The sequence below is a fragment of the Couchioplanes caeruleus genome (assembly GCF_023499255.1).
Taxonomy (GTDB): domain Bacteria; phylum Actinomycetota; class Actinomycetes; order Mycobacteriales; family Micromonosporaceae; genus Actinoplanes; species Actinoplanes caeruleus_A.
This window is the reverse complement of sequence record NZ_CP092183.1, coordinates 652,776-665,240: the sequence shown is the minus strand read 5'-3', so window position 1 is coordinate 665,240 and position 12,465 is coordinate 652,776. Positions and strand designations below refer to the sequence as shown.

General features: G+C 72.2%; 9 protein-coding genes and 1 riboswitch. Of the genes, 7 read left to right on the top strand and 2 right to left on the bottom strand.

Features of this window, described 5'->3' with window-relative positions; all coding sequences use genetic code 11:
* Positions 1-265: 265 nt before the first annotated feature.
* The 3 genes from COUCH_RS03110 (at position 266) to COUCH_RS03100 (ending at position 5,534) form a co-directional block, all read left to right on the top strand.
* Complete coding sequence (locus COUCH_RS03110) at positions 266-3,928, top strand: bifunctional glycosyltransferase/CDP-glycerol:glycerophosphate glycerophosphotransferase (RefSeq protein WP_249610593.1); 3,663 nt, start codon at positions 266-268, stop codon at positions 3,926-3,928.
* Between the two features lie 341 nt (positions 3,929-4,269).
* Positions 4,270-4,788, top strand: a complete 519-nt coding sequence (locus COUCH_RS03105) for a GNAT family N-acetyltransferase (protein WP_249610592.1) — start codon at positions 4,270-4,272, stop codon at positions 4,786-4,788.
* Between the two features lie 191 nt (positions 4,789-4,979).
* Positions 4,980-5,534, top strand: a complete 555-nt coding sequence (locus COUCH_RS03100) for a hypothetical protein (RefSeq protein ID WP_249610591.1) — start codon at positions 4,980-4,982, stop codon at positions 5,532-5,534.
* Between the two features lie 363 nt (positions 5,535-5,897).
* Here the strand turns inward: COUCH_RS03100 and thrC are convergent, their stop codons facing one another.
* Entirely contained in the window at positions 5,898-7,193 is a 1,296-nt protein-coding gene (gene thrC, locus COUCH_RS03095; protein WP_249610590.1) for a threonine synthase, read from the bottom strand.
* An 11-nt stretch (positions 7,194-7,204) separates the two neighbouring features.
* Positions 7,205-7,345, bottom strand: a riboswitch (SAM riboswitch).
* 159 nt (positions 7,346-7,504) lie between these two features.
* Between thrC and COUCH_RS03090 the strand changes: the two genes are divergently transcribed.
* The 3 genes from COUCH_RS03090 to COUCH_RS03080 are packed head-to-tail and all read left to right on the top strand — an operon-like array spanning position 7,505 to position 9,881.
* Entirely contained in the window at positions 7,505-8,500 is a 996-nt protein-coding gene (locus COUCH_RS03090) for an ATP-binding cassette domain-containing protein (RefSeq protein ID WP_249610589.1), read from the top strand.
* Positions 8,497-9,489, top strand: coding sequence for an ABC transporter permease (locus COUCH_RS03085; RefSeq protein WP_249610588.1), 993 nt, complete (start codon positions 8,497-8,499; stop codon positions 9,487-9,489). The genes COUCH_RS03090 and COUCH_RS03085 overlap by 4 nt, the downstream gene beginning before the upstream one ends.
* A gap of 47 nt (positions 9,490-9,536) precedes the next feature.
* Positions 9,537-9,881, top strand: coding sequence for a DUF3263 domain-containing protein (locus COUCH_RS03080; protein WP_430640875.1), 345 nt, complete (start codon positions 9,537-9,539; stop codon positions 9,879-9,881).
* Here COUCH_RS03080 and COUCH_RS03075 read toward each other — a convergent pair.
* Positions 9,878-12,088, bottom strand: a complete 2,211-nt coding sequence (locus tag COUCH_RS03075) for an AAA family ATPase (protein ID WP_249610587.1) — start codon at positions 12,086-12,088, stop codon at positions 9,878-9,880. The genes COUCH_RS03080 and COUCH_RS03075 overlap by 4 nt on opposite strands.
* A 77-nt stretch (positions 12,089-12,165) precedes the next feature.
* Between COUCH_RS03075 and COUCH_RS03070 the strand changes: the two genes are divergently transcribed.
* A complete protein-coding gene (locus COUCH_RS03070) occupies positions 12,166-12,441 on the top strand; it encodes a hypothetical protein (protein WP_249610586.1) in 276 nt (91 codons plus the stop codon).
* The last annotated feature ends 24 nt before the right edge of the window (positions 12,442-12,465 follow it).

Sequence of the window (12,465 nt, the reverse complement as noted above, 5' to 3'; positions counted from 1 at the left end):
CGGGGGATGGCCCCCGTACGGCGCTCCACGCTTGCATCAAGCCAGGATCCGGCGCCTCACCATGGCACCGGACCGGTACGTCAGTTACCGACATATGTGCACATATGACCGTTTTCGATCCGCGCGGATCAATGCTAAATTTCAGCACTGCCGCAGGCTGAAGAGGACAACAACAGGCTGTTGACGTTGCCTGAAGCGCGCGGGAACGGATCGCGTGGCGCGACACTGCGGGTGGTCGTTCTGACCGGATTGAGGAGTGAGCGGAGTGGACAACCGTACTGTCGGTGTGGACGGGCGCGCCCACCTACGGGAGGCGGGGGACCAGCAGATCCCGGCGCAACGATCACCCGGCAGCACCGAGTCGGCGGACCACCGGCCGGCGCGTCCGGCCACCGCCACCCGGCCCCTGCTCAGTGTCGTGGTGCCCGCACACGACATCGAGATCTACCTCGACGAGTGCCTCACGTCGCTCGCCCGGCAGACGTACCACAACCTCGAAGTGATCGTCGTGGACGACGGCTCGGTCGACGGCACCGGCGCGATCGCCGACAGGTGGGCCGCCCAGGACCCGCGCTTCAAGTCGATCCACCAGGCCGAGAGCGGGCCCGGCATCGCGCGCAACACCGGCATCGCGGCCGCCCAGGGCACCTTCCTGGCGTTCTGCGACGGTGACGACGTCGTGCCCTCGTACGCCTACGAGATGCTGATCAACACCCTGGACCACACCGGCTCGGACTTCGCCTGCGGCGCGGTCCGGCTGCTGACCTCCAAGGGCGCCACCCCGTCCGGCCTGCACACCGCGATCTTCAGCAAGACCGTGCTGCGCACCCACGTCCGCGAGCGGCACACCCTGCTCAAGGACCGTACGATGTGGAACAAGGTCTACCGCCGCCGGTTCTGGGACGAGAACGGGATCACGTTCCCTCCCGGCCTGCACGAGGACATCCCGCCGTCGCTGATCGCGCACGCCATGGCCACCACGGTCGACGTTCTGAACGTGCCGGTCTACTACTGGCGCCGCCGGGAGGCCGGCGAGCACTCGATCACGCAGCGCCGCAACGACTGGAGCACCACCGGCGACCGGTTCCGCGCGATCCACACGGTCACCACGTTCCTGGAAGATCACGGACAGAACGACGTCAAGCAGGCGTACGACTACAACGTCCTGGTCGACGACTTCGCCATCGTGGCCCGCCAGCTGCCCGACGCCGACCCGGAGTTCCAGGCGGCGTTCATGCGCGAGGCCAAGCTCTTCCTCGCCCGGGTCTCCCAGGCCACCTTCGACAGCCTCCCCGCGAAGTTCAAGGTGTTGTGGCACCTCGTACGCCAGGACAAGCTCGCCGAGGTCATCGAGGTGCTGCAGGCCAGCCGCCCCGGCATGGCGGTCGGCACCAAGCACGAGGGCAGCAAGCGCTACGCCGAGCTGCCGTTCCTCGACGACCCGACGGCCGGCGTCCCGCGGGAGTTCTACGAGCTGGGCAAGCCTCCGTTCCGCAGCCGGGTCACCGACGTGTCCTGGCGGAACGGCAAGCTCGTCATCCGTGGTTACGCGTATGTGGACGGCACGCCCGCGAACTCCCGGTGGACCTCGGTGCGCGTCGTCCGCCTGCGGGACCGCACGACCGGCCGTACGGTGACCCTGCCCGCGACCCCGCGCCGCGAGCCCGAGGCGACCGCCAGCTCCACCCGCCCCAACCAGTCGTACGACTGGTCCGGCTTCGAGGTCACCATCGACCCGGCGGCGCTGCAGTCCGGCGGCCGCTGGACCGAGGGCCGCTGGCAGATCGCGGTCGGCATCCTCTCCGGCACCAAGCTGCGCAAGGGCCGGCTCAAGGCCGCCCCGCTCCCGACCAAGCTGCGCCTCACCCCGCTGGCCCTGGACGCCTCCACCCAGCTGACCCCGGTGACCGACGGCACCTACCTCAACCTCCGCGTCGACAAGGTCACCGCCCGGGCGACCTCCATCACGTTCGACGACGACAAGCTGGTCATCGCGGGCTCCGTCCTCGGCGGCCAGCCCAGCGCCGGGCGGATCCGGCTGTGCCGGGTCCCCGACGTCGCCGACGCCCACGCGGCGGTCGAGTTCGGCGACACCCGCAACGGCAGCACGCCGTTCCGGGCGGTCCTGGAGCTCAAGCAGCTGTTCGCCGACGCCGGCCCGCCGGCCATGCCCCCGCCGGGCGGCCCGATGGACCGCTGGCGCATCCAGATCGGGTTCTTCAGCGGCGGCCAGCAGTCCGAGCACCTGCTCAGCGACAGCATCCCCGACGCCCGGACGGCCGTGTACGACCGTCACGTGTTCGTCCGGCGCACCGCCGCCGGCTTCCTGTGGCTGTGCGCCCGCCCCGAGGGACCGGTGGCGGACACCGCGGAATGGGAGCCCGACGGCACGCTCGTGCTGACCGGCGAGTTCCGGCAGGTCGACGGCCCGCCCCAGATCAAGCTCCGGGCCCGCAGCGGCGGCGCCGAGGAGCGCCCGGTCGACGTCACCGTCGACGGTGACCGCTGGGTCGCGCGGTTCAACCCGAGCAAGGTGCCGTCCTGGGGTGACCTGATCGAGCTGCGGCCCGCGCTCTGGGACTTCCTGGTCTCGCACAACGCCGACGGGCCGAACAGGCTCACCAACCTCATCGTGGCGAACGCCGTACGCTCGATGTGCCCGGCCTACTCCCCCGACGAGCACCGTGAGTTCTTCCTGGAGCTGTCCGACGGCGACTTCGTGGCGCTGCGCGCGGGGCCGGTGCTCAACGTCGACGAGCGCGGCGCCTTCGCCCGTACCCAGCTGCGGGAGAAGCGGTCCCCGGCCATGCGCCGGAGCCCGCTGCGTGACGTCGTGCTGTACGAGTGCTTCGGCGGCCGGCAGTATTCGGACAGCCCGAAGCGGGTCCACGAGGAGATCCTCCGCCGCGGGCTGCAGTTCGAGACGCAGTACCTGACCGTCCGCGACGGGCAGGCCCCTGTGCCGGACACGCTCACCCCGGCCCGGTTCGGCGGCGTCGAGTGGTACGACGCGCTGGCCACCGCGCGTTACATCGTCACCAGCTCGCACCTGCCGGACTGGTTCGTCCGCCGCCCCGGCCAGGTCGTGGCCCAGATCTGGCACGGCACGCCGCTCAAGCGGCTCGCGTTCGACGCCGCCGACATCCGGCACGCCGACCGCGACTACCTGAACCACGTGGCCAAGGAGACGCCCAACTGGTCGTTCATGGTCTCGCCGAACACCTTCAGCACGCCGATCTTCCAGCGCGCCTTCCGGTACGGCGGGGAGATGCTCGAATCGGGGTACCCGCGCAACGACATCCTCTTCCGGAACGATCCGGCCACGGTCGAGGCGATCCGCCGGCGCGTCGGCGCCCCCGAGGGCAAGCGCGTCGTCCTCTACGCCCCCACGTGGCGCGACGACGAGTTCTACGGCTCGGGCCGGTACAAGCTGTCGATGCACCTCGACCTGGCCGCCGCCCGCCGGATGCTGGGCGACGATCACGTCCTGCTGGTGCGCCGCCACCCCAACGTGGTCGACCCCATGCCGGACGACGGCTCGGGCTTCGTCATCGACGTGTCCACCTACCCGGACATGGCTGACCTGCTGTGCATCACCGACGTCCTGGTCACCGACTACTCCTCGGTGATGTTCGACTTCGCCAACACGGGCCGGCCGATCCTGCTCTTCACGTACGACCTCGAGCACTACCGCGACAAGCTGCGCGGCTTCTACTTCGACTTCGAACACGAAGCCCCGGGCCCGCTGCTGATGACGTCCGAGGACGTGATCAAGTCGCTGGTGGAGATCGCGGTGGACCCGAACGCGTACGCCGACCAGCGCGCCGCCTTCAAGGAGCGCTTCTGCGACCTGGACGACGGCCACGCGACGGAGCGGGTCGTCGACCGGATGCTGCAGCTCGGGGACGAGCTCCGCTCGGAACGCTGAGCCCTTCGCCGCCGCCCCGCAGCCCCTCCCGGGCGAGGGCGGCGGCGCTGTCTCCCCCTCCCTCCCGCGGCGGCGAGGACCGGCAGCGCTGTCTCTGCCTCCCTCTCGCGGCGGCAAGGACCGGCAGCGCCGTCTCCGCCTCCCTACCGGCGGCAAGGACCGGCGGGCGCTGCCTCCCTTGCCCTTCCGCCGGCGAGGACCGGCGGCGCTGTCTCCCTCGCCTTCCCGGCGGCGAGGGCGGGGACGCTTCCTGGCTCGGCGCCTGCGGCCGGCCCGGGCCGTGGGGTCGGCATCTCGCCATCCGGGTTGCCTGCCGCGCCCGCAGCGGGTAGGCAGGCAGCATGACCAGCACTTTGGCACCCGCCGTCACCGTGCACCGGGTGACCCCGCAGGACGCGGCGAGGATGCGCGCGCTGCGGCTCGAGATGCTGGCCGACAGCCCGCTCGCGTTCCTGGAGACGCTCGCCCAGGCCGCGGCCCGCCCGCACGCCGACTACCACCGCCGGATCGTGCAGGCCTCGTCGGGCAGCCAGCTGGCGCAGTTCGTCGCGGACCCGGGGGGCCGGCTGATCGGCCACGCCGGCGGCACGGTGCTGCCCGAGGAGCCGGCCGCCACGGTGGTCTTCGCCGTCTACATCACCCCGTCCCACCGCGGGCAGGGGGTGCTGGCCTCGCTGGTCGACGCGGTCGCCGAATGGTCGCTGACGGTGGGCCGCCGGGAACTGATGCTCGAGGTCGTGGTGGGCAACGACCGGGCGGTCCGGGCGTACGAGCGCCTCGGCTTCGAGGACACCGGGGTACGCGTCCCGCACCCGGTCGTCCCCGGCCTGCGCGAACTGCAGATGCGCCGCCGCGCATGACCGGCAGCCCACCCGGCGACTTCGGGCCCCCGCTGCGCCCTGGTCCGGCGGACGAGCAGCCACCACAACCGGACCCACCTCACGGACCCCGGCCGCCGCTGCCACCAGGCCCGGCGGACGAGCAGCCACCACAACCAGACCCACCTCACGGACCCCGACCGCCGCTGCGGCGGTGGCCGCTGGCGCGCTCGGTGCTCACCGCCGCGAACGGCACCACCCTGGCCGGGCTGGCGGTCGCGGTGCTGGCTGGTGCGAAGGTCCGCCGCGGGCGGCACGGCATCCTGGTGGCCGAGGGTTACCGGCACCGGGTGCCGCCGGCCACGTGCTTCACCGTGGGCTCGGTGATCATCACCCGCCGGACGGCTGACTGGCTGCTGCACGACAGCCGCGCGGAGCTGCTCGCCCACGAGAGCCGGCACGCGGGCCAGTACGCCGTTCTCGGACCGCTGTTCTGGCCGGCGTACTGGATGGCGTGCGGCTATTCGTGGCTGACGACCGGCACGTACGGCGCCCGCAACGCGTTCGAGCGGCACGCGGGCCTGGAGCGGGGCGGCTACGCCGACGCGCCGCTGCGCCCCTGGGTCCACAAACTGCGCCGCAGCCGCGCAACAAGCCCGGAAGCGGACCGCCCAGCAGAGCACCACCCGCAAGCGGACCGCTTAGCAGGAGAAGGTCCGGAGGCGGACCGCCCGGCGGGGGAACGCCCGGCGGGGAAACGCCCGGCGGGGGAAGGCCCGGCAGGCTGAGAAGCAGGACGCCCGAAAGCGGGACACCCGAAAGCGGGAAGCCCGGAAGCCGGCGGCCGCACCGAAGCGGAACGCCCGCGACCGGACGGCTGAGAAGCACGCGCCCGCGATGCCGAAAACCCGCACCGGGACAGCAGACCGCACCGGCGGGAAAGGGCCGGAAAGTTTGGTCGGGAGGACACGCGCACAGCGCCTCCGGCACTGGGTCGTTGGGCCCCTAGGAGATTGTCGCCAAGCTCGTAGGTGGGGCCGCGTACGGCGTCGCGTCCTCCCGCGTAGAGCATCCTGCCGATCCCGGAAGTCTCGCGCAAGCCCTCGCGGGAAGGAATTCTCGACGTACGGCAGGATGCCCGCTACAGCGAGTTAACCGAGCAGCCCGGCCTCGCGGGCGCCGCGCAGCGAGGGCTTGATCCGGTGGGTGGGGCCGACCTGGCCCTCGACCGCGTCGATCGTCTTGAGGCCCTCGCCGGTGTTGTAGACGACCGTCTCCTTCTCCGGGTCGAGCTTGCCCGAGGCCACCAGCTTCTTCAGGACCGCCACGGTGACGCCGCCCGCGGTCTCGGCGAAGACACCGGTGGTGCGGGCCAGCAGGCGGATGCCTTCGCGGATCTCGTCGTCGTCGGCGTAGTCCATCCAGCCGCCGGTGCGCTCGACCGCTTCGATGGCGTACGCGCCCGCCGCCGGGTCGCCGATGTTGAGCGACTTGGCGATGCCGGTGGGCTTGACCGGGATGATCTGGTCGGTGCCGTTGTGCAGCGCCGTGGCGATGGGGTTGCAGCCGGCGGACTGGGCGCCGAAGACGGTCCAGCCGCCCTCGGGTGCCTCGCACAGGCCGATCTCGACCAGCTCGCTGAACGCCTTGTCGACCTTGGTGAGCAGCTCGCCAGAGGCCATCGGGATGACGACCTGGGCGGGGATGCGCCAGCCGAGCTGCTCGGCGACCTCGTACCCGAGGGTCTTGGAGCCCTCGGCGTAGAACGGGCGCACGTTGACGTTGACGAACGCGGTGTCCTCGAACTCGTCGGTCTCCACGAGCTCGCCGCAGAGGCGGTTCACGTCGTCGTACGAGCCCTCGATGGCGACCAGGCCGCCGCCGTACACCGCGGAGGTGATGACCTTGCCGGGCTCGAGGTCGCTGGGGATGAAGACGATGCTGGGGACGCCGGCACGGGCGGCGTGCGCGGCGACCGAGTTGGCCAGGTTGCCGGTGGAGGCGCAGGCGAAGCGGGTGAAGCCCAGCTCGCGGGCGGCCGTGAGGGCGACGGAGACGACCCGGTCCTTGAAGGAGTGGGTCGGGTTGGCGGAGTCGTCCTTGACCCACAGGGGCGCGCGCAGGCCGATCTCGGCGGCGAGGGCGGGGGCGCTGATCAGCGGGGTGAGGCCGGGGTCGAGGGTGACTCGGGTGGCGGGGTCCTGGCCGGCGGGCAGCAGGGCGGCGTAGCGCCAGATGTTCTGCGGGCCGGCCTCGATCTGCTCGCGGGTGACGGCGGCGAGGGCGGCGGGGTCGTACGCGACTTCCAGGGGGCCGAAACACTCGTAACACGCGTGCTGCGCGGCGAGGGGGAACTCCGTGCCGCAGCCGCGACAGACGAGCGCGCGGGCGGGGCTGGTGGCAGCGGTGTTGGTGGTGCTGGCGGGGGCGTCGACCGTCGACGTCATAACGAGGCTCCTTCTCATCTTTCCCGGGCGCGGGATCACCGCGACTCCAGGACGGAATTAGCACCTGCCGCACGGCTGCCTCGTCATCGAGTCAAGCGCGGTGGTTGCCGGGGCGTCGTCGGGCCGTATCCCTCAGCCCCTCTGGATGAGGTATTCAGTTGTGTTTCCAACACCTTACGTGGCCGCGCCGGAACGACAAGCCGGTTGTCCCGAGGTGTGAGCGAGGCGACCGGCGTGGGAAGTGCCCGCCGGGGTGGCGCCGTGTGCATAGGGTGACGCACGTCATTCCCACTACGCTCCGGAGGTCCGGCGTGAGCGCCGTCCTTGAGATCCAGGGTCTGCAGAAGACCTATCGCAGCCGGAAGGGGGTACGCCGGGCGCTCGACGGCTTCGACATGGTCGTCGAGGCGGGGCAGGTGCACGGCTTCCTCGGCCCCAACGGCTCGGGCAAGACCACCACGCTGCGTACGCTGCTCGGCCTGATCCGGCCGAACGGCGGCCGGATGGCGATCCTCGGCCGTGAGGTTCCCCAGGCGCTCCCCGAGGTGGCCGGGTCGGTCGGCGCGATCGTGGAGAGCCCCCAGTTCTTCGGCAACTTCTCCGCGCGCGACACGCTGTCGCTGCTGGCCGACGCGGGCGGCGTCGAGCGGGTACGGGTGGACGAGGTGCTGGAGCTGGTGGGCCTGCGGGACCGGGCCGGCGACCGGGTGAAGACGTACTCGCTGGGCATGAAGCAGCGCCTGGCCGTCGCCTCCGCGCTGCTGAAGAACCCGCGGCTGCTGATCCTGGACGAGCCGGCGAACGGCCTCGACCCGGGCGGCATCCGGGAGATGCGCACGCTCATGCGCACCCTCGCCGAGTCGGGGATGACGGTGGTGCTGTCCAGCCACATCCTGGGCGAGATCCAGCTGATCTGTGACTCCGTCACGATCATCGCGGCGGGCCGGCGGGTCGCGGCGGGTGCGGTCACGGACGTGCTGGCCCAGCACGCCACTTCTTCGGTACGCGTACGCCTGGAGTCGGCGAGCGACCTCACGGCCTCGGCCGGTGCGCTGCGCGACCTGGGCGCGCAGGTGGTCGTGGAGTCCGACCACCTCATGGTCAGCGGCCTGGCCCAGCCCAGCGCCATCACCCGGGCGCTCGCCGCCCGCGATGTCTACGTCGCCGAGCTGTCGCCGGTGTCGGTGGACCTCGAGAGCGTGTTCCTGGAGCTCACCGGCACCGCGCCGGTGGCCGGCGAGCACCGGCAGGTCGACGAGACGGTCATGGCCCAGGCGGGTCCGGCGCAGGGTGGGTGGGGACAGTGAGCCTGTACACGGCGGAGACCCGGCGGCTGACCAAGCGCCGCTTCACCCGGTTCTTCCTGATCGGCGTCGTCCTCGTGCTCGGCGCGATCGCGGCCGGCATGTTCCTGACGAACCACAAGAACACCCCCGAGGTGGTGGCCGCCGCGCAGGCGAAGGCCGACCGGGAGTTCCAGCAGGCGGTCGTTCAGGCCGACGCCGAGCGCAAGGCCTGCGAGGCCCAGGCCCAGCCGGGGAACGACTGCTCGCAGATGTGGACGCCCACCCGCGAGGAATTCCAGGCTCAGTGGTACATGCCGCCGACCTTCAACTTCCGGAAGAACTTCGGCGACATGGTGACGACCCTCGCGGCGATCCTGGCCATGGCGGCGTTCGTCATCGGGGCGTCCTTCGTGGGCGCCGAGTGGAACAGCGGCGGCATGATGAACCTGCTGCTGTGGCGGCCCCAGCGGCTGAAGGTGCTGAACACGAAGCTGGCCGCGCTGCTGGCGGTGCTCACCGTCGTCACGGTGCTGCTCTCAGCGGTGTGGACGGGCGCGTTCGCGCTGGTGGCGAGCCTGCGCGGCACGTTCGGCGGGATGACGTCCGGGGCGTGGCAGTCGATCCTGCTGATGGAGCTGCGTGGCCTGGTGATCGTGCTGGCGGCCGGGGCGCTGGGCTTCGGGCTCGCGTCGATCGGCCGGCACACCGCCGTGGCGATGGGCGTGGCGATCGGTGTCGTGGTGGTGCTCCAGGCGGGCCTCGGCACGGTGCTGGCCATGGCCCAGGTGAAGTACCTGGAGATGTACCTGGCGCCGACCTGGATCGCGGCCTGGATGAACAAGTCCGTGGAGCTCGTGGACTACAACGCGCCGTGCGTCGGCGCCGGGAGCACCTGCGAGCAGCCCACTCTGACGCTCACCTGGGGCATGGCCGGCACCAGGCTCGTGGCCGTGCTCGTCCTCGTCGTGGGTACGGCAATGTGGACTCTCCGTAAGCGAGACATTACCTGAGGTAACGTGCGGAGGAAGGCGCGCGGCGGGGATCGTCAGCTGTCACTATGGTGGCGGTCCCTGCCGTGCGGGACCTCCCACCACCTGCGAGGACTGCCATGCAACCCGACGCCGCCACGAACGAGCAGCAGGTACCGGCACCCCGGGAGTCCGGCGAGACGCCCGGGCTCACCGAACGCGAGGGGCAGATCCTCGCCTTCGAGCAGAAGTGGTGGAAGCACGCCGGCTCCAAGGAGCAGGCCATCCGGGACTCGTTCGGCCTCTCCTCGACCCGCTACTACCAGCTCCTCAACGGCCTGCTGGACAACCCGGCGGCGCTGGAGCACGACCCCGTCCTGGTCGGACGCCTGCGCCGGCTGCGCTCCACGAGGGCACGCACCCGCCGCCGTTAGCCGGCCGCGTGCGTCGACGCGTACGCCTCCAGCCACGCCACCTGCACCGGGTCCAGCGACGGCCGGACCCGCTTCCGGGCGGCCGCCACGTGCCCGGCCGTGACCGTCGTCGCCTCCAGGGACTCCCGCATCGCCGCCAGCGCCGCCTCCCGGATCAGCGCCGCGCAGTCGGCCGCGGAGAAGCCCTCCAGATCGGCGCCGAGCGCGTCGAGGTCCACGGCCTCGTCCAGCGGCACCGACTTCGACGACGCCCGCAGGATGGCCGCGCGGGCCTCGCCGTCCGGGGGCGGGACGAAGACGAGCCGTTCCAGGCGGCCGGGGCGCAGCAGCGCCGGGTCGATCAGGTCGGGCCGGTTCGTCGCGCCGATCACCACGACGTTGCGCAGCGACTCCACCCCGTCCAGTTCGGTGAGCAGCGCCGCCACCACGCGGTCGGTCGTACCGCCGTCGGTGGCCTGCCCGCGGGTCGGCGCCAGCGCGTCCACCTCGTCCAGGAACACCAGGGTCGGGGCCGCCTCGCGGGCACGGCGGAACAGCTCGCGTACCGCCCGTTCGCTGTCGCCGACCCACTTGCTCAGCAGCTCGGCGCCCTTGACCGACAGCACGTTGGCTCTGCCCGTACCCGCGATGGCCTTGACTAGGTAGGTCTTGCCGCAGCCGGGTGGGCCGTAGAGCAGGACGCCGCGCGGCGGCTGCACGCCGAGCCGGGCGAACGTGTCCGGATAGGTCAGCGGCCACAGCACCGACTCGGTGAGGACCTGCTTGACCTCGACCATGTCGCCGACCTCGTCCAGCGTGACCTGCGCGACCTCCAGGGTGGACTCCGCCATGGAGGTCGGCCGGACCACGTCGAGCGCCGCCTCGAAGTCGGCCATCGCCACCGTCGGCGACTCCGCCTCCTTCTGCCGCAGGGCCGCACGGACCCCGGCCTCGCGGGCCAGCGCGCCCAGGTCGGCGGCGACGAAGCCGGGCGTACGCCCCGCCACGTCGTCCAGCCGCACGTCCTCGGCCAGCGGCATCCCGCGGGTGAGCACCCGCAGCTGCTCGCGACGCATCGCCGCGTCCGGCAGCGGTACGGCCAGCTGCACGGCGAGCAGGTCCGGCGACCGCAGCGACGGGTCGACCGCCTCGGGCCGGCTCGTGGTGCACACCACGGCCGCCCCGGACGCGATGAGCTCGGCCACGATCTGGCGGAACACCGTGGACAGCGGTCCCGGCTCGTCGCGGGGCGCGAGCGCCTCCACGTCCGCGATCAACAGCACCGAGTGCCCGCCGGCGCGGACGTCGCGGGCGAGGCCGCGCAGCCGGGTCGCCGCGGCGTCGTTGGTGAGCGCGGCCAGCTCCGGGCCCCACACCGGCAGCACGCCGGCGCCCAGGCTCGCCGCGACCGCGCGGACCAGGGCGGACTTGCCCGACCCGGCCGGACCGGAGACCAGCACCCCCAGCGAGACGGTGGTGCCGAGGCGGCCCAGCACCTCGCGGTGGTGGAAGCCCAGGTCCAGCAGCTCGGTCAGCTCCTGCGCCTGGGTCCGGAGGCCGGGCAGGTCGTCCACGCTGGGCGGCGGCATGTCCGGGTCGGTGGAGGCGGGCTGCCCGGTGGCCGGGACCGGCTCGGCTTCCGGCCGTACGGTGGAGAACTGCCCGTCCTGCCACCCCACCACCGTGTCCATGGTGACCAGGGCGGCGTCCGCGCCCTCGACCGCGACCACCTGCAGCAGCGTGCTCGTCCAGGCGTAGCCGACGCGGTTGGCGAGGCTGCGCCGGGCCGCCTCGACCAGCGACCGGTGCGCGGCCTCCGGCATCACGTCCTGCGGCAGCAGCGACACGTCGTCGCCCGCGGTGACGACCTTGCCGAGCAGGGCGAGGCGCAGCATCTCGGGCGAGACGATCGCGACGATCTCGGCCGGGCCGGTGAGCGCGACCCGGCGCGCCGCGACGACCGGCACCGGGGTGACAGTCACCTGGCCGCCGTCGCGCAACCCCAGATTGCCGATGGTCAGGTCGTCGGCGTAGAGCAGCGCGCGGCTCGCCCCCGGCTCGGCCTTCGCGGCGATGCCGGCGGTGCTGCGGCGCCCGGTCAGGCGCAGCGGATCCCCCGGGTTGATGGCGAGCGCGGCCATCACCTCCGGGTGCAGGCGCACGATGCCGCGGCGCGCGTCGAGGGCCGCCGGCCGTTGAGTGACGGTCAGCGTGAGGTCGTCTGGCACCGCGGGGCCCTTCCGTTTGGACAAGGGGACTAGGTTGACACGCTATCGCCGTCAGTCGCCCCGGGGAGGCACACACCATGAGGCACCGCCGCAGCGCCGCGCTCGTCGCAGCCGTCGCCGCTTTCGCTCTGCTCGGCACCGCCGCCTGCGGGGACGACTCCGACGACAAGGGCACGCCGGCTTTCGTGTCGCCCAGCGGCTCCGCGAGCGCCCCGGCCGCCGGCACCACGTCCGCGGCACCCGGCGGCTCCGCCGCGCCGACCGGCACGCCCACCGAGGGCACCTCGTCGCAGAAGCCGCCGAAGAAGGGTGGCAAGGCCAACCAGGGGCCGGTGGGCCGGCAGGGCGGCTGATCGGGTTCACAGCTCCTGCTCAGG

Bases quoted from the DNA above. Each gene is read 5' to 3' on its own strand.
- COUCH_RS03105 (WP_249610592.1), top strand. From the start codon at position 4,270: ATGACCAGCACTTTGGCACCCGCCGTCACCGTGCACCGGGTGACCCCG.
- thrC (WP_249610590.1), bottom strand. From the start codon at position 7,193: ATGACGTCGACGGTCGACGCCCCCGCCAGCACCACCAACACCGCTGCC.
- COUCH_RS03080 (WP_430640875.1), top strand. From the start codon at position 9,537: ATGGTGGCGGTCCCTGCCGTGCGGGACCTCCCACCACCTGCGAGGACT.
- COUCH_RS03070 (WP_249610586.1), top strand. From the start codon at position 12,166: ATGAGGCACCGCCGCAGCGCCGCGCTCGTCGCAGCCGTCGCCGCTTTC.